Annotated in this window: 12 protein-coding genes, 1 tRNA gene and 1 pseudogene; 2 read left to right on the top strand and 12 right to left on the bottom strand. The window is 37.1% G+C overall.

Annotated features, from left to right (window positions below):
- Positions 1-81: 81 nt before the first annotated feature.
- Entirely contained in the window at positions 82-1,266 is a 1,185-nt protein-coding gene (locus N1I80_RS03460; protein WP_340736564.1) for a DUF438 domain-containing protein, read from the bottom strand.
- A gap of 214 nt (positions 1,267-1,480) precedes the next feature.
- A complete protein-coding gene (locus N1I80_RS03455; protein ID WP_340739956.1) occupies positions 1,481-2,437 on the bottom strand; it encodes an aromatic acid exporter family protein in 957 nt (318 codons plus the stop codon).
- Positions 2,438-2,700: 263 nt separating this feature from the next.
- Here N1I80_RS03455 and N1I80_RS03450 point away from each other — a divergent pair, with 263 nt between their 5' ends.
- The gene (locus N1I80_RS03450) at positions 2,701-3,399 is read left to right on the top strand and encodes a dihydropteridine reductase (protein ID WP_340736563.1); all 699 of its coding nucleotides are present in this window, start codon (positions 2,701-2,703) and stop codon (positions 3,397-3,399) included.
- Between the two features lie 929 nt (positions 3,400-4,328).
- On the opposite strand, the gene glyA is transcribed toward N1I80_RS03450, so the two are convergent.
- Together glyA and N1I80_RS03440 are read right to left on the bottom strand one after the other, a co-directional pair.
- Complete coding sequence (gene glyA, locus N1I80_RS03445; protein WP_340736562.1) at positions 4,329-5,573, bottom strand: serine hydroxymethyltransferase; 1,245 nt, start codon at positions 5,571-5,573, stop codon at positions 4,329-4,331.
- An 86-nt stretch (positions 5,574-5,659) separates the two neighbouring features.
- Positions 5,660-6,370 carry an MOSC domain-containing protein gene (locus N1I80_RS03440; protein WP_340736561.1) on the bottom strand — a complete coding sequence of 237 codons (711 nt, stop codon included), beginning with the start codon at positions 6,368-6,370 and terminating at the stop codon, positions 5,660-5,662.
- Between the two features lie 193 nt (positions 6,371-6,563).
- On the opposite strand from N1I80_RS03440, the gene N1I80_RS03435 reads away from it, so the two are divergent.
- On the top strand, positions 6,564-7,460 hold the full coding sequence (locus N1I80_RS03435) for a LysR family transcriptional regulator (protein ID WP_340736560.1): 897 nt from the start codon (positions 6,564-6,566) through the stop codon (positions 7,458-7,460).
- Positions 7,461-7,564: 104 nt separating this feature from the next.
- Here the strand turns inward: N1I80_RS03435 and N1I80_RS03430 are convergent, their stop codons facing one another.
- From N1I80_RS03430 to N1I80_RS03395, 8 genes and pseudogenes are all read right to left on the bottom strand, one after another.
- Positions 7,565-8,791, bottom strand: a complete 1,227-nt coding sequence (locus N1I80_RS03430) for a cysteine desulfurase (RefSeq protein ID WP_340736559.1) — start codon at positions 8,789-8,791, stop codon at positions 7,565-7,567.
- Between the two features lie 5 nt (positions 8,792-8,796).
- Positions 8,797-10,107: a glutamate-1-semialdehyde 2,1-aminomutase gene (gene hemL / locus N1I80_RS03425; protein WP_340736558.1), complete on the bottom strand. Its 1,311-nt coding sequence runs from the start codon at positions 10,105-10,107 to the stop codon at positions 8,797-8,799.
- Positions 10,108-10,642: 535 nt separating this feature from the next.
- Positions 10,643-10,714, bottom strand: a tRNA-Cys gene (locus tag N1I80_RS03420).
- Positions 10,715-11,092: 378 nt separating this feature from the next.
- Positions 11,093-11,329, bottom strand: a complete 237-nt coding sequence (locus tag N1I80_RS03415) for a thioredoxin family protein (RefSeq protein ID WP_340736557.1) — start codon at positions 11,327-11,329, stop codon at positions 11,093-11,095.
- A gap of 1,782 nt (positions 11,330-13,111) precedes the next feature.
- Positions 13,112-14,971, bottom strand: a complete 1,860-nt coding sequence (locus N1I80_RS03410) for a FecR domain-containing protein (protein ID WP_340736556.1) — start codon at positions 14,969-14,971, stop codon at positions 13,112-13,114.
- Positions 14,972-15,071: 100 nt separating this feature from the next.
- Positions 15,072-15,627, bottom strand: a pseudogene (gene rlmD, locus N1I80_RS03405) (23S rRNA (uracil(1939)-C(5))-methyltransferase RlmD); the annotation flags it as partial.
- Positions 15,628-15,646: 19 nt separating this feature from the next.
- Positions 15,647-16,534 carry a ketopantoate reductase family protein gene (locus N1I80_RS03400; RefSeq protein WP_340736555.1) on the bottom strand — a complete coding sequence of 296 codons (888 nt, stop codon included), beginning with the start codon at positions 16,532-16,534 and terminating at the stop codon, positions 15,647-15,649.
- Positions 16,535-16,822: 288 nt separating this feature from the next.
- Positions 16,823-18,052, bottom strand: coding sequence for an IS4 family transposase (locus N1I80_RS03395; protein WP_340736554.1), 1,230 nt, complete (start codon positions 18,050-18,052; stop codon positions 16,823-16,825).
- Between the last annotated feature and the right edge of the window lie 253 nt (positions 18,053-18,305).

Genomic DNA, 18,305 nt, shown 5'->3' with positions numbered 1-18,305 from the left:
TTCTGCCAGTCTGTCGTAAATAAGAAAAATGGCTTAACATATCAAGTTAACTGGAATTATTTTCTCCAATTTCATCAAGATCTATTTTTTGAAAAACGGTTTCACAAAATTGGAGGAGTATAATTCTGACGTGCGAAAGCTGAGATGAATGTATTGGTCGTTCTTTTTAAACCACATACTTTCAGAAGTTCTTTTACCAGCTTTAAGATCGCGGATTAATGTCATTACCTTCTTCAAACTTTTAGGCGGATGACAATTTGCTACGTTTCGCCCAATTGAAATAGGTGTTCGCACTAGCATCATTTCCGATGCTTCTGTCATTTCATTGAAATATTTAAACAGATCGTTTTTATCAACAAATGTTATTTCCAGTGGCAAATTGTTAAAAATAAGTGTAGCTTCTTCTGTCGTTAAGTAACCACCGCCACCCAAGACTACATTTCGAGCTGCCGGCGTATCACTCACAACTTTGTCTACATTTGCTAATTTAGGCATCCATTTTTCTACGGGTGCCCCGATAATTGCATAGCCGAAGGGATCACTTTCATTTGCAATCGCTAGCCAGTCATCTTCACTAAAGATCGATTGTAGGACTGGTACAATAATTGCCTCTTCTTGAAAAATCATTTCCTTAAACTTTTTTTCAAATGTATCATATCTTTTTCGAAAGCGTGTAAAATTTTCATCAGAAAGTTGAACGATTTGTCTTTTTACGGCCTGATATAAAACTCGAATTTGATCATCTACCATCCACACAGTCCTTATAGGAGCATAGTGACCATAACGTTCCATTATCGGAAAAAAGAGCTTCTCCTTACGATGATAATGGTTATGAAATTCTCCTAATCGAAATAGTTGTTGCTTTAATTCATCTAGCCTATCAGTCTTTTGTATTTGAGATCGATCCTCTTCGAATGATTCCAAAAGACGGTTGATTTGATTCAAAACAACTTGAAATGCAGTATTTTCCTCTTTGAAAATTTGAATTGGGTGGCCCGGATGATAAATTCTAGTAATCCCCTTTTTATCCACTATACCGCCATATAAATCAGGATAGATACTAGAAAGCTCCTTAACATCCTCTATCGTAATCCCATAGTCACCATTTATTAATTCTAGTTGTATTAGCAATAAGTCAACAACGCTCACATGTTTAAAGTATTGATTAAAATCTGCTTGTATCGACTCGGATGACTCTCCGCGGCGCACACGAAACAATAGTTCTTTTAAGATGTGAATTCTTTTTATATCAAATTGTATATTCAACATTTTTCACCTCTTATCAATTTTTGATACTATATATTGAACTAAAGAATCCAACTAACCACTATTAGTAATGAGCTTCAATAATGAAAGACAAACAGGGTGATTATTTTTCAATCTCCCTGTTTTTTATTTCTCCCCAAGTAAAGATCCATCCATAAGCTGAGTCACTCAAACTGCCATGCTAATTGTGACAGTCATAATGTTACATCTCCCACTAGCGACTTCTTTTTGTAAAAAGTTTTTTCTTTATGTTTAAGTAATTTTCCATTTCAAAGATTAAGTAAAATAGATTTGCCCGTATTTCAAATTCTTCTCTCGTCTTCGGCAACGCTGTCTTGCGGAATGAGGCATTTAATTCCTCTAACTCATGTAATGAAATGTCCGTTGTATCTCCTGAATGAACGTTTTGACTTAAATTCTCCAAGAACTCTGCAAACATTTCTCTCTGTTTAACGTGTAGGCTCGATGAAGAAACAATAGCAATGATTTTCACCATATGTTTCAGGAGTTCCAGTTGGTCTTCTCGCATTTCCAGATAATAATAATCTTTATTTTGTTTTCGTAACAGATGATTCTCTACATCTTGAATGGCAATGCTTTTCGATTGATTAATCAAATCCTCTACCTCAAGTATTTCTTTCCCATCCCAGTTTCGCACACTATCCCTTAAATGAGCAGAGAATTCAAAGAGAATGACTTCAAACTTTTGTTCAATTTCCTGCTTAAAGGTTTCAATATCTCGCTTGAAATTTGGCATGAAACTATTGACTAGAAGAGCGATTCCCATTCCGATAAAAATAATATAGAGCTCGTTCAGAAACATAGCCCAGTTAGCATTTTTTACCGTATAAACATGTAATACGACGACCATACTTGTGACAAAACCACCCTGGATGTGAGTTCTTACAAGGATTGGAACAAATAATAAAATAAATAAGACCAAGACAATGGGGTAATAACCTAATACTTCAAATAACAAAGCTCCAAGAAACAAGGATAAAAGAGAGGCAAAGAATTTTTCCTTCATTGTAATTAATGTCTTTTTCTTCGTTTTCTCGATACACATTATAACAATAATTGCTGCAAATGTTGCAAATTCCAAATCTAATAAACTTGCGATCCAAATTGCCAACCCTGCCCCTACAGCAGTCTTTATCGTCCGATAGCCCATACCAATCACGGGAGCACCATCCTATTATTTTCTATGAATCTCTTTGCAAATCACCTGGTTTACAAACATTCATGAGGTTATATTACATAATCGTCACTCAAACTTTCAGATTAATTTTCACAAACAAAAATGTGACAACCTTCACATTTGTATGAGTGATTGTGACACCAAATAGTAGTACTAAACAAACCATTTAATTGATAATCATTATCAATTATTATATAGTAAGTAGTGACAGAAAATATAGTTAGGGAGAGAGTATAATGCAAATATACTGGACTAAAATAAATAAAATTATTGACGAAACGCCTGAAGTGAAAACATACTTACTCGATCGCCCAGAAGACTTTTCATGGGAGGAAGGTTCCCACACTCATTTCGCACTTAAAGGCTTTAATACTGGAGACAAACCGAACCGGAGTTTAATTCGCCATATGTCAATATCCACTTTACCACATGAAAATTCAATTGGTATTACAACACGCATTAGAGAGCAGTGCTCTGAGTTTAAAGCGACCTTAAGGAATCTTGAAGTCGGCAATGAAGTTGCGATATTTAAAACTCATTCGAATATACCACTTAAAAGAGAAAACAAAAATGTGTATCTACTGTCATCAGGTGTTGGCCTAGCAACTTTCAGACCACTTGTACTTGATTACTTTGAACGTGCTGAAAACGTCAATCAAATTCATTCCTTGAACATCGATTCGTCAAAGGATTTCCTATTCACTACTATTTTTGAATCCGCACCTGATAAGAAGTTCAGTTCACAGTTCGTCGATAATCGAAAAGACTACTATGATGAAGTGAAAAATCTAGCGACAGATAAGGACGGACACTTCTATGTAGTTGGTAGTGATGAATTTCTCATGGAGAACATTGAATTACTGCGTGCACAAGGTATCGAACCAGAACAAATTATGCTGGATAAGCGTCAACAGCAACTGGCTGAGTTTTTATGATTTTAAAAACGGGAAAAGATTTACCTTTTCCCGTTTCTTATCACGAATTAAATCTCCATCCACGCTACACATGTCTCTTCACTACTATGTGTATACAATTTATTGTCCTCATTCGATGTAAAACAAAATGAATTGACCGAAGTCTTCTTCATAATTTTATAAAATGCTAACTGATGCCGTTTCATAAGCCCAAATGAATCTCACAATCTAATCTATTTTTTGCCCAGTAAAGTATAAATAATTAAAAAATTAAAGACGGTGCTATTATTCCTAAAGCGCCGTACCATCAAAAAGTACAAGACTAGTATGTCATTTACTCACGCCTGTTGATTAACCAAAAAACAACTTAATCAAACACTATGCGCGCTGTGTACAGTTCTTTTAGTTCGCTGTGGATTGAACGACTTCTATTCCATTACCGGACAGTTTTTTATGTATAGGGAAGAAAGAATAGCTGGCTTTTTACGTGGATAAAAGCCGCCAAAGATACAATTTTGGCGGCTGAAGCTTTTGCCAGGGTCCTTCCCACTGTTATTTTAGGAAGTGTCACATTCTTATAAAGCTCGTTAAAAGTAAAGTGTGAGCACCTTATACAACGTGCAAGAGTGCCCGAAATTGCATCTTCGGGCACTTACACTCTATAGAAAAAGTCATCTATTCTTTTCTTTCCAAGCAACTGCATTTTTCACTTGAACGTTGTAGGTACGCAACAGGCAACTATTCGCAATAAGATGACCAGGGAGGAATGAACCCCAATTCCTCCCCAAAGGTGTGTCGCGAATAGTTAGCCGAAAGCGAACCGGAAATGTACCAGTGAAAATGGAGGTTTTCAAGCCTTTACTTACCTGTGATTTATGCAAGTAAATGGTTAATCAACAGACGTGTCATTTACTAAATGTCAATTTCGTCATTATTTATATGACTTCAAATTATTGCACTCCTTCGTACAAAGGGAACTGCTTCGTAATTTTTTGTACATTTTTTAAAACCCGTTCTTTTGTATCCATGCAATTTGGATTTTTCAAGGCAAGTACAATAAGATGGGCAATTTCTTTCATTTCCTTAGGTCCCAATCCTCTTGTCGTCATAGCAGGAGTTCCGAAGCGGATTCCACTTGTCACATGCGGGCTTGCCGTATCGAAAGGGATAGAGTTTTTATTTGCCGTGATCCCTACTTCGTCGAGGATTAGCTCAGCTTCTTTTCCCGTTAGCCCAATACTACGCAGATCGACCAATACAATATGATTGTCTGTCCCCCCCGAAACGATTTTTAATCCTTCACTTAGTAATGTCTCAGCCAGTACTTTAGCATTTTCAAGAACTTTTTCAATATAAGTCTTGAAGCTAGGTTGCAATGCCTCGCCTAGCGCAACAGCTTTTGCTGCGATGATATGCATTAATGGACCTCCTTGTGATCCAGGGAAAACCGCTTTATCTATTGCTGCTGCATACGATTTTCGACACATGATGATTCCCCCCCTTGGTCCACGTAATGTTTTATGTGTTGTCGTGGTGACAATATCTGCATGTGGTACTGGGTTGGGATGTAATCCTGCTGCAACAATTCCCGCTATATGTGCCATATCCACAAAAAATATAGCCCCGACTTCATCAGCAATTTGAGCCATTAGCTTAAAATCAATCGTCCGTGAATAGGCACTAGCACCAGCAACGATCATACATGGTCGATGTTTATGGGCTAGTTCGCGTACACGATCATAGTCAATATGCCCAGTTTGTTCATCTACACCGTAAGGGACAAAATTATAAAATTTTCCAGAGAAATTCACTGGACTCCCATGTGTAAGATGTCCGCCATGAGATAAATCCATTCCCAAAATTGTGTCTCCAGGCTTTACTAAAGCAATATAGACTGCCATGTTTGCTTGTGCACCAGCATGTGGCTGTACATTTACATGCTCAGCACCAAACAGATTTTTAACACGTTGAATGGCAAGTTCCTCGACAATATCTACATATTCACAACCACCATAGTATCTTCTTCCTGGATATCCTTCAGCGTACTTGTTTGTCAGCACAGTACCCGTTGCTTCCATTACAGCTTGGCTAACAAAGTTCTCTGAGGCAATCAGTTCTATTTTATCTTGTTGTCTTGAAAGCTCATTCCTAATAGCTTCAGCCAATACTTTGTCTTTTTGTTCCAAGTTCTTCATGAAAATCTCCCTCTCTATTTCCTTATTTTGATGCTCGATTTTCTCTATATCTCTAATCAAATCAATGAATTTTTTCAACATCATGCTTATTCATTTGGACCAATTACACGATTACGAATGTCCAATTTCCCATTACCCTCTGCACGTTTAGATAACGTATTACGCCAGTTAGGTGCGAGAAGTTCACAAGCAGCAAGCCTAGCTGCCAACTCTAAATCATGTTTTTTATTGTGCATAATATCATTACAATTTGCCACAGTCCATTCCGGAAATGGTCTTTCTTGAAGTTGAAGAAAATCTCCTGCTTGAATCTCTCCCTCTTTAAGAACACGAAAATACCACCCTGTTAAGCCCTCTTCTTGTATTTGTAAAGCTAAATCTTTTATCCTCAAACGTCTTGCTGGCCTCCAACATGGTTGCCTTGGTTGTGAAACTTGAACAATTGCATCACCAATACGAAATATATCGCCGATACACAAATCATCTTCTGCGATATTTTTTACAGCTAAGTTTTCACCAAATGCACCAGCCGAAAAATCCGGATTTTGTAATTTTTTTTGCCAATAATCATAATGAGAAACGGTATAGACAAAAATTGCTTTTTCCAGTCCACCATGATTCTTAAGATCTGCTTGTCCATCTCCTTTTAGATTAGTTTTCCCCATCCAGATCTTTCCTTGAACAGGATATTTTACAATCCCTGTCGTCCACTCACGATCCATTGGATGTTTCGCATCTTTATTTCCCAATGTTTGCGGCTTTCCTACCATTATTTTATCTATAACTGGTTGATTCACATATATCAAACTCCTTTCAAAATAATATCTTCCATTAATATCCTTCATTAATTTAAGGCCAATAATAAGCAACCTTTACTATATAAACTATTTCGCTCCATTCATTTCATCTATTGGAAATATGTAATGGATTAGTATAAAATAATAGATGTAGCCTATGATTTTAAATATAAATACTTAGGAGGGAAGCTCGATGGAACTGAAACAATTGGAATACTTTATCGTATTATGTCAAGAACTGCACTTTACACGAGCGGCTGAGAAACTAGGCATTGCTCAACCTTCCCTAAGTCAACAAATTAGCTTACTAGAGCATGAAGTAGGTATGCCTTTGTTTGATCGCATTGGCAAAAAGAACATCCTTACTGATGCAGGGAAAATATTGCTAAATTACAGTTACAATGTGTTTCATGAAATTTCTCAGGCACGTGCGGCGATTAGCGAGCTTCAGGGATTAGAGAGAGGCTCACTCAAAATAGGCTCCTTACTTACAGTTGTTAACTACTTGCTTCCTCCCACAGTAATAAATTTTCACAATGCTTATCCGAATGTGGAACTTTCTGTTCAAGGATTACGAACTGGAGATATTTACAAAGGGCTTTTGGAAAATGAACTTGATTTGGGTATCGTTTTTTTGCCCGTAGAACACGAAAACCTAGAAGCCATTCCCCTCTTTAATGAAAATCTTGCTTTTGCCGTACCAAAAGACCATATCATCGCAAAAGAGGCGTCCGTATCACTTCAAGTTTTAAAAGAAACTTCATCTATTTTATTACCAGAAACCTATTTCCTACGACAAGTTATTAACGAACAGTGTCGTTTATTGAATTTTGCACCCAAACCAGTACTTGAAATGACTACGATGGATTCTATCATCAAAATGGTAAGCAAAGGTATTGGTGTCACGATACTACCAAAAGCTTACTTAGATTATATTGATAATCTTCAAATTAAAACGATTCCTATTCAAGATCCAGTAATCACTACACAAATTGGCATCGTTTATCGAAAGAACAAAAATTTATGTGCGGCTAGCCGTGTCTTTATGGAACAATTGATTGCAACAGTTAAAGATAAACGCTTTAACTAGGCTTTATTAGCATAAAAAAGCAGTACTCGTCTAGCAAATTTGCTGTAATGATTGTTGCATCATCGTTCCTCCATAAGTTGAAATAGAACGTATTTACTTTGATATCAAAAAATCGACTCTTTAAAAAAACCTTTTGTTTTCTCCAAAGCTAAAATGAATTGATCGACATCTTCTTCCGTATTGTATAAGTAAAAGCTTGCACGTGCCGTAGCACTAACTCCAAAGTGTCGCATTAATGGTTGGCAGCAATGATGCCCTGCACGTATTGCTACACCATTAGAGTCAAGAACCGTAGCAAGATCATGTGGATGAACTTTATCTAAATTAAATGTCACCAACCCAAAGCGTCCATCTTCAGGACCATACATTGTTACATCTTCAATTTGTTTCATTCGTTCGACCGCATAGCCAGTTAAATGTTTATCGTGCTTTTCTATCACATCTAGTCCTATTCCTTCTAAAAAATCAATAGCTGCACCTAACCCAATAGCACCCGCAATAATTGGAGTCCCTCCTTCAAATTTCCACGGAGATTCTTTCCACGTTGCATCATGTAATCCTACATGATCAATCATTTCTCCTCCAAATTCGATTGGCTCCATCTTCTCAAGTATTTGCTTTTTACCATACAACACTCCAATACCGGTTGGTCCACACATTTTATGTCCTGAAAAGATATAGAAATCACAGCCCAAATCCTGAACATCTACCTTAATATGAGGGACACTTTGTGCACCATCTACCACGATGACAGCACCATGTTTATGGGCAAGTGCGGCCATTTGTTTCACTGGGTTAGCAATTCCCAAGACATTAGAAACATGCGAAACAGTTACTATTTTCGTACGACTAGTAATTGCTTTCTCGGCATCTTCGATAGAAAATGTTCCGTCTTGTTGGAGTGGGATATATTTCAATTTAGCTTTCATTGCTTTTGCTACTTGTTGCCAAGGAAGTAGATTACTGTGATGTTCCATTGCGGAAATTACAATTTCATCACCTTCTTTACAGACAGCCCGTGCGTAGCTACTAGCCACTAGATTTATAGAAGTAGTCGTGCCACGAGTAAAGATAACCTCTTTTTCCGACTTTGCATTAAGAAAATTGGCTACTATTCTCCGTGCCCCTTCATAAGCATCTGTAGCTCGTGAACCTAACGTATGTACACCTCTGTGTACATTAGCATTATCTTGTTCATAATATTGTTGTAATCTTTCAATTACTTGGAGTGGTTTCTGTGTTGTCGCTGCGTTATCTAAGTAAACCAGCGGATAGCCATGAATCTGTTGATTCAGTATCGGAAATTGTTTTCTTATATTGATCAACTCCATAATTATTATCCCCCAATACTTTTAATAGTATTAAGCGCTCTATAATGAGCTTTAATTGTATTTTCAATGTCTTCATCGGAATGAGCTGCTGATATGAACATCACCTCATAGGGCGTGGGGGCTGTCAAAATTCCTGAATCTAGCATGTTTGCATAATATCTTTTAAAAACTTGCATATCTGAACTCATAGCTGATTCATAATCAACAACCTCTTGTTCTGTAAAGAAGGTAGAAAGCATGGAGCCTACTCTGTTGATTTTTAATGGGACACTTGTCAACTTAGCATTTTGTTTAAATCCTTCCTCTAATCTAGCAGCTTTTCTCTCCAACTCATTATAAATTCCTTTGTCTTCCAATAACCGAAGGGTTTTATATCCCGCCGACATTGCTAGTGGATTCCCTGATAATGTGCCTGCTTGGTAAATAGGTCCTGCGGGTGCAATCTGCTCCATGATTTCTCGTTTACCACCATAAGCACCCACAGGCAATCCGCCTCCTATGATTTTTCCTAAACAAGTAAGATCAGGATTGACTACGTACAAACTCTGAGCCCCATGGTAGTCTACACGAAATCCAGTCATTACTTCGTCAAAGATAAGTAAGCTTCCATACTGTTCGGTAATCTCACGTAACCCTTGAAGAAATCCAGGTTTTGGTGGAATAACTCCCATATTTCCTGCAACTGGCTCAACAATAACTGCTGCAATCTGTTCCCCGTATTGTTCAAAAGCAAGACGAATACTTTCCATATTGTTATAGGGCAATGTAATAGTATCAACAGCAACGCTATCGGGTATCCCCGGACTATCAGGTAATCCTAATGTAGCGACACCCGAACCTGCTTTGATTAACAAGGCATCAGCATGTCCATGATAACCACCTTGAAATTTAATAACTTTTTGTCGCTTCGTATATCCTCTTGCCAAACGTAATGCACTCATTACAGCTTCTGTTCCAGAGTTCACCATACGTACCATTTCAATAGATGGGACAATTTCGCATATTAATTTAGCCATTTTCACTTCAATCTCAGTAGACAATCCGAAGCTTGATCCATTGCTTACTGAATTCTTTATCTCTTCCTCCACTGCTGGGTGGGCATGTCCAAGTATCAAAGGTCCCCATGAACATATATAATCAATAAATTCATTTCCATCAACATCAAATATGTGAGAACCGCGACCTTCTGTAATAAAAAAAGGAGGAGAGTCAACCAACGAAAATGCACGTACTGGACTATTCACTCCTCCAGGAATCACACTTTTTGCTTGTTCAAATAATGCTTTAGAGTAAGTATCCACTCTCTTATTATTCATTTTAATTTCCCCTTTCTATACAATTTCCTACTCATATATATTGAAACTCTTATTTCCTAGAATTCATCACTAGACTGTTTATTTAACATAGATTTCAGTTTTGTACATTAACCTGTTAACATTGAAAAAAAGTTGCTTTTCTTTGAAACAAAAGGCATGTTCAAATATTTTGAACTTCTTTACTGTATATTGCATAAAAAAATCCCCTTGTTATCACAACAACGAGAGTGGCGTCTAAAAAATTCTATATGTACGACATAAGAAGATATACTTAACCACCGATTGATGTAATCTCTCATATTTAGTTTTTTATTCCAATAATGATTGTCGGGTACTCTCTGTCTCCAATCATTGCAGCTCTTATCCGAACAAGCTGTACCTCTTCTTCTATTGTTATCTCAAAATCACCAGACATACTCATCAATGGTATATCCATTCCAACACAAGATTTTCTTTCTTCATACGATCGATAAAATAAATAAAAATAACATATTTCAATTTTCCTTTCTCATTTCTTCAAAAGGAATTTATTAAGAGGGAGTATCTGGATTCGAACCAGAATATAAGGTTTTGCAGACCTTCGCCTTCCCACTTTGGCTATACTCCCAAGAGTAAGTTTATTGCGTCACAGTCGATATTAACCACTTCAAATCATAAGTTCAATCTCTTTGTTTTACTAGTAACGATTGGTTTTACCTATTATTCAAATATAGTATATAACCCTACCTATTTTTATGATTATTTTTTTCATGAATTGCTTTTTACGAATATAGAGTTATTACAGAACTTTATAAATGAAATTTTTTTAATCAGTTTTGCCTACTAATCTTTAATAAATTTGTATGTTCAGGACACTCTCTAAGTGCAGCTTCATGGGTTAAATATTTTTGTATTAGCCGACAATAAATAAATTAATTAAAGGCATGTTTTAATTAACCCTATTTAAAAAAGAAGAAGATGCCCAATCAGCACCTTCTTATAGAACTTATCCTTTTACATCAGCTAAACTTGCACCAAAATTGATATGATATACATTTCCATCTATAACCAACGCCGGGACTGATTTTACTCCAACCTTTTCTGCTTCTTCAATACGACTTTGATCATTCCCAAGATGTACTACTTCTGTAGTAGTCTTTGATTTGTCAAGATAATCAAGAATCATTTGCTCCGCATCTACACAAACTGGACAACCCGCATGATAAAAAATTGCTTTTGACATTTACCATCATCTCCCTTAATTTTTTGTAGCATTGCTACTTAATATATTGTAGAAGGAGTCATAAAAGTAAACAATATCAAATTACCTATGGTATCCATAGGTAAAACTAATTGAATTCTTCAAAAGCATAATCCAACTTTTATCGAAGCTATTTATTATTTAAAAATAGAAAAATTCACTTACTTAAAAAACTGCATTATTTTCTGATTGGTTTAAAAAATAGGGCTTGTCTTGGGGAATGTTTTGATTAATGAAGGTTTCAATTTTGATATAAAGCACCATAGAGAAACTAGGAAACAAATAATCTTTTAAATTACCATAAATCGCTAAAAGGAGATTCATGTCATACTTATAAAATAAAGCACGTCTGTTGATTAACTATTTAATTGTATAAATCACGGGTAAGTAAAGGCTTGAAAACCACCATTTTCACTGGCGCATTTCCGGTTCGCTTTCGGCTAACTATTCACGACATGATTACTGTAGAAAAGAATAGATAACTTTTTCTATAGGGAGTGTAAGTGCCCGAAGATGCAATTTCGGGCACTTTTGCACTTTGTATAAGGTGCTCCCACTTCAATTTTAGGAAGTTTTGCAAGAAGGTAACACTTCCTAAAATAACAGTGGGAAGGACCATGGTAAAAACTGCAGCCAATCGAACAGCGTAGGGTTCGATTTGCCTTAATTTCTGCGTTCCTTGCAGAAATTAAGGCATCTATCCAACTACTCTCGACGCTTCGCCTTCACTCCCTTTAGGTCGCGGATAACATTGTTCGCAAAAGCCGTTCTTCGTGGCGGCTTTTATCCACGTAAAAAGCCAACGATTCTTTCTTCCCTAAAAGCAGTAGCACTTTATGTATAAGTATTTTTGGAGAGCGATGGATGAACGGCCACCATACGATTACCGAAAAAATGTAAAGGGATGCGGCAAAGTCGCATCCCTTTACATAAAAAACAGCCTGGTAATCGTATAGAAGTCGTTCAATCTAAAGCGAACCAAAGCTACTATACACAGAGTACCTAGTGTTTGGTTAAGGTACTTTTTGGTAAATAAACAGACGTGAACGAATGATTCTATCTACTCTTCTAGCGAAGGCGCCTTACTGGGGTAGCCGAAGCGATAAGACTGACAGCGGTCTTCTGTCTGGCTTATTGCGAGAGGCATCCCTAAGCGCCAAGCGTTTTTAGTAGGATTCTTTATATCAACATATATAGGCTGAGTAGTTACCAGGCGTGTCATTAAGAGTATATAATACGTTTTTCTTTGTAGTTTATTCGTTTTTTCATTTTCAAAGCTGTCATGTAATTGTCTCTCTGTTTGCTTCTATCCTTATACTACCGCGTGGAAATCTTGCAGTAGTTTGATTTGTAGGACAAACAGGGTGCATAAAGTGACAATTTTGTTACCTGGTAATTTTTCTCATAGTCGTTATCAACGAGAACCCCATTTCTACAATCATTCTATACATCTCAAAAAAGAAGCACCTATGTCGCTGACTGGATGCTTCTTTGATCAGATTTAAATTGGTTTAACATTCACTTTGACCTACTATTAAACGGGTATTACGAGTTTGTGTGATTATATTACCTACTGTATCGGTTATAGGGCTTACCAGTGTAAGGCGATAAGAGCAGTTCAATTAATGAGAATAGACCGTTGCGCCGCCTGCCTCTTCTAAAGAGGGTCCTTACAGTGAAATTATAGGCTGCAGTGTCGCTCCTATCTCTATTTACACGACTATATCTAGAATAAAGCCGGCAACTGTTGGTTTAATAATCATTCTAAGGTAGTGTTAAATCTTCTCCATCTGGACCATCTTCAACTGGTTCTTCTATAACCGGATCCTCTTCTATTGGTTCTTCTATAATCGGTTCCTCGTCTATTGGTTCTTCTATAATCGGTTCCTCGTCTATTGGCTCTTCTATAATCGGTTCCTCTTCTATTGGCTCTTCTATAATCGGTTCCTCTTCTATTGGCTCTTCTATAATCGGTTCCTCTTCTATTGGCTCTTCTATAATCGGTTCCTCTTCTACCGGCTCTTCTATAATCGGTTCCTCTTCTATTGGCTCTTCTATAATCGGTTCCTCTTCTACTGGCTCTTCTATAACTGGTTCCTCTTCTACTGGCTCTTCTATAACTGGTTCCTCTTCTATTGGCTCTTCTATAACTGGTTCCTCTTCTATTGGCTCTTCTATAACTGGTTCCTCTTCTATTGGCTCTTCTATAACTGGTTCCTCTTCTATTGGCTCTTCTATAACTGGTTCCTCTTCTATTGGCTCTTCTATAACTGCTTCCTCTTCTATTGGCTCTTCTATAACTGGTTCTAATCCAGTATCATCAGATGGTTGTGAAACAGGCGCGGATGTGTCAACGGCCTTGGCGGCAGCATCCTGTTTAGCCTTCTCCACTGCTATGGCTTTCTGCTTCGCCTCGAACGCTAACTTGGCAGCATTATTTGTGAGCCTATTCATTAGCTCTTCGGCAGCTCTCTGCCTCACAGCTTCTGCCGCCTTCAGCTTCGCTTCCTTCTGCTTCTCGAGTTGCTCATTTAACTTCTTCTTTAATTCTTCATTCTGCTTCTTAAGCGCTTCCTGCTTCAGCTTCTCTGCTTCTTGTTTCTTCTTGCGTTCTTCATTTAATAGATTAATTTGAGCTTGTTTTGCCTTCTCCTGAGCCGATAGCTCCTGGGCCTTCACATTATCAAGATCAAGCTTCTTATCTAATCGTTCATTAATTTGCTCAATGAACGCTTTAATTGCTGCCTCATCTACCTTATTTTGCTTAATCGCACTTTTAACGATATTTCCAATCAAATTATCAAGATTTTGTTGAATTCGATCAATCATCTCTTGGTTTATTTCATCCATGCCATCTTGTTGCTCTTTGAGCTTAGCAATATATTGTTCATTTTCTTGATCGATTGCCGCTTTGCTGGCAATAATAGCTTCGATAATCGCATTGCTTGTATTCGCTATTAAATCGTCTAGATCAGCTATATTTTTATAATCGTCATAATCATTAGAATCGGTATCCTTGTTCAGACTGATTTGCTCATTTGGATACAAGCTTATGCTATTGCCTGACCCTTCCTCACCTTTCTTACTCACTTCCCCTTGACCCGAGGCAATAAAAAATTTAGATTCCCCAGTAGTCGGATCCACACCTACAAGCAGATTTGTGCCTCTAACGCTCATGAAAGCTTCAGGCGTCTCAATTTTGAATTCATCTTTCGAGTTGGTGAGAGTAGATGCCTGTACCCATATAGAGCCGTTCCAAATGAAAAAGCTTGTTTTCATCTTCCCTGAATCATTCCTTAATTCGGAGATAGCTATCCGTGAGTTCTCCTCAACTGTAATAATATCCCCACGGTCAAGTACTTGAAAAACCATGCTTGAATTCTCTTCCGTCTGAATATGATCTCCATGGTACAAAATCATCCCTTCGTGTGCACGGATCTGCTTACCCCCTTCTGCTTTTTGAATATGAACAATCCCAATTACTTTCTCGATTTGCGCCGATCTTATGATTTCAGCCTGTACTGTTTGCGACATAAGTGGAGATAATAAGCTTAAGATCATTACGATTGCAACTATTAAAGATAATTGGGATTTTGTAAAAGTTATGCGGATTCTTTTCAACATACTCACTCCTTCCTTCAAATATTTTTCCGAGCGTTAGAATACTAGGACTGATTATTAAACATTGACTATTTTACCTAGGAAATCTATACCCCTGCTAGGGTTCTCTATCTTCAGTTTTTTTAGAACAGCTTATATATAATTTAGCACGAAAATTCACTCTATTCAACAACTTTTCGTCACAGCCTTTACCCGGTGGGTCAACGACTAATACATCGAAACGCTTGACGTCTGCGTACCATTTTGAGATGACGACTTCTGCGGGACCTGCTTCAAAATAAGCAGTGTCGATTCCGTTCAAATCGGCAGTGCGTTTTGCATCCTCAATTGCTTGTGGGACTATTTCGATGCCATATACTTCTTTCGCTTTTTGTGCGAGGAACAGGGAAATCGTACCGATTCCACAATATGCGTCACTGACGGATTCCCCGCCTGTCAGCTGCGCATAGTCGAGTGCCTGCCCATAAAGTATTTCTTTTTGTTCCGGGTTCACTTGCATAGAAGGAACGTGCGAATGTTTCGAAATCGATGTTACCGATTGAATCATCGATGACGGATTTTCCATGCAATACAATTGTTTCATCGCCGAAAATGACATTCGTCTTCTGGTCATTGACGTTTTGCATGATGGACGTCACATCAGAGACAACTTTTTTTATATAAAGAGGAAATTCAGGCTTATGGCGTAACACCATTCTGACTTAAAAATTTCAATAAATCATTACGCAACTGTACAACTTCTCTATTTGCGCTATTCGCAAAATCAGGTAACATCATGTCCTTCACCATTTTTGTCTGTAGCCATATTCTAAAGAACAAATCCAGAATCAAATTTGGACATTTAAGCACAACCTTAAATACAGATGGATTGATGTCAACACCAGCTTTTTGTATTGCCATCAAATACATTTTTAAGACAACGGTTATTTGATGTGCTTTTTCGCTAATTCCCATATTTTCAGTATATAATGCACCTAGCAAAGCAATGTCTGATATTGAATGGGTTATTAGAAACGCTTTCATATCATTGTTAATTGTGTATGGAAGTTTTGCTGCTTCAAATAATTTCGTAAGGTTTTTTACACGTTCTGTCACTAAACCATTAATTTCTCCAAATATAGACGTAGCCAAAGCCTTTGGCGGAAATCTAGCATACAGTATTCCATCTTTTATCTGCCCCCCAAAACCGGGGAAAGCAGGCAAAAGTCTATCATGGGCAATATCTAGCCATGCCGAAAATCCAAGTGAGTTATTTGTCATAGTAACAATATTTTTGCTTCGATTGTCTTTTAGTGATAGAAGTGCTGATTCGACTTGATCGTAACGAACTGTAACAAAAATAAAGTCATATACATCATCATTCTCTAGGTTATCTATGACATTTACTTTTATAGATTTAATTTTACCTTTTTCGTTATATTGCAAACCATTTTCTTTCAATGTTGTATATCTGCTTGATCGTGCAAACATAGTAATGTCAATCCCGGCTTCAATAAATTTGAGCGCGTATGCACTCCCTATAACGCCTGCACCAAAAATTAAAATCCTGTTTTGTTTTGCTGACATATAAACAACTCCTATTTCAGAATAACATTCCCTCTTGAATATCAAACAACGTGTTGTATAATGAAATCATAACTATCTAATATACTTTCATCAACCATCAATTTTCTATTATCTGTTATTAGCGTTGCATAAAGTATTTATTAGTTTGTCAACTTTAAAAGTAGTGTAACATAAATGTGATTTATTTGATTTAAGTAATATTATACCAATAATATTTTCTGCTTTAAATAAAAAAGGAGATACCCTACCGAATCGGGTAACTAAATCCATTTTTTTACACATATATAGTTAAATGATTGGGTCGTAAGTTAAGTCATCCAAATGGTCGGTAGCACCTTGAACGTACTGCGCCTCGGTCTCTTCAAAGATTTGTTGGTGGTTCATTCGCCGTCGTCCTTTTGACGAGCGTTTTGGTTTCTTGAATAGTTTCTTAACCAACGCAGAGAGTTTTTCGGTCCAAAAGTCACTAATCCATTCAAATAAATGAAGCAGAGTACCTTTATAGCCTAATTTCGTTTTCAATAAGAGCGTTAAACAAAAAGTAATCATGGCAATATAAATTTGATTGAATACTGTATTCGCGCCTTGTCCATAGAACTTTTTCAAAACTAAGTGCTGTTTAATCCATTTGAAAAACAATTCAATTTGCCAACGATTGCGGTAAAGGTCGCTAATTTCTTGGGCACTTCTTTTCGCATCATTGCACACAATCGAGATCTTTTTTCCTTCACCATTCAATGCCTCTATCAAATAAAGGGGATGTTTCATCTTTCCAATTTTTACGATGGCCCTCCGTGTAATTGCCGAGGAAGAATCTACAGGTAGTTCTTCTATCAAGTGAATGATGGTGTTGGACTTGATACGCGTGACAAAACGAATTCCGTTCTCGCAATAGAAATCGAACTTGTCGAAATCGAAATACCCCCGGTCGAACACATGAAGAGCCTCTTTATCCTGTACGATTAACGCATCTAACTGTGTTAAATCAGAGGGTCTGGCAGGTGTAATAATCACATCGTTTGGGTAAGATATCCCATCTGAAAAAATGATAGATGTATGCATTTTTACACCGGCTTTTGTATCACGAAAATCCGCCCACCGATATTGACTAAGACACATTGAAATGGTGGAAGAGTCGATTAAATGGATTTTCCCAAGTGCCGCATCTACCTTTTTCGGACCAATTTGTTGATGGAGTTTTTGAATAAGATGATGCAAGACTACCTCGAATATTTCAGGCGGAATATCTCTCAACTTTCTTGAAAGTTGGGATTTACTAATGCTAGCTATGCCAACTATTCTTTGTACAGCTTTTTTACGCTTCACTTTTTCACTAATTCGTCTAAGACTCGGTAACCCCTGTAATTGGGCATAGATGAAAAGCTTTGTAAACGTCAGGGTATCAAGCTTCTTCACATACTTATCAATTTCGGCATGATCAATCATTTTTTGTACAACATGTGTATCGAGTGGATAAATGTATTCATTGAATACAGTTTTTGTGGTATACTTGTCCATGGTTTCTCCTTATAGTTTGGGATTTGGACAGAATTACCCTTATCCCTTATTATAAGGGGTTTTTATTCGTTTTATATAAAAATATCCCATATTACCCAATAAATTAATGAGATTTTCACTTGACAATCGGATTTTATTTTAATGCAACGCTAGTAATAATTTCTAAGCTACAAAAAAAGACGCTCATTTTAATTGAACGTCTAAAACTATAAATTCAAAGGTGAGAGTGACATGCAAAAAGCAACGATTCAAT

Origin of the sequence: Sporosarcina sp. FSL K6-3457 (genome assembly GCF_038007285.1) — a bacterium.
Taxonomy (GTDB): Bacteria; Bacillota; Bacilli; order Bacillales_A; family Planococcaceae; genus Sporosarcina.
The sequence above is the reverse complement of the archived record's forward strand: the minus strand, read 5'-3'. Positions and strand labels throughout refer to the sequence as shown.

Coding starts and splice junctions, on each gene's coding strand:
- N1I80_RS03455 (WP_340739956.1), bottom strand. CDS start 2,437: ATGGGCTATCGGACGATAAAGACTGCTGTAGGGGCAGGGTTGGCAATT.
- N1I80_RS03450 (WP_340736563.1), top strand. CDS start 2,701: ATGCAAATATACTGGACTAAAATAAATAAAATTATTGACGAAACGCCT.
- glyA (WP_340736562.1), bottom strand. CDS start 5,573: ATGAAGAACTTGGAACAAAAAGACAAAGTATTGGCTGAAGCTATTAGG.
- N1I80_RS03435 (WP_340736560.1), top strand. CDS start 6,564: ATGGAACTGAAACAATTGGAATACTTTATCGTATTATGTCAAGAACTG.
- N1I80_RS03430 (WP_340736559.1), bottom strand. CDS start 8,791: ATGGAGTTGATCAATATAAGAAAACAATTTCCGATACTGAATCAACAG.
- hemL (WP_340736558.1), bottom strand. CDS start 10,107: ATGAATAATAAGAGAGTGGATACTTACTCTAAAGCATTATTTGAACAA.
- N1I80_RS03415 (WP_340736557.1), bottom strand. CDS start 11,329: ATGTCAAAAGCAATTTTTTATCATGCGGGTTGTCCAGTTTGTGTAGAT.
- N1I80_RS03410 (WP_340736556.1), bottom strand. CDS start 14,971: ATGTTGAAAAGAATCCGCATAACTTTTACAAAATCCCAATTATCTTTA.
- N1I80_RS03400 (WP_340736555.1), bottom strand. CDS start 16,534: ATGTCAGCAAAACAAAACAGGATTTTAATTTTTGGTGCAGGCGTTATA.
- N1I80_RS03395 (WP_340736554.1), bottom strand. CDS start 18,052: ATGGACAAGTATACCACAAAAACTGTATTCAATGAATACATTTATCCA.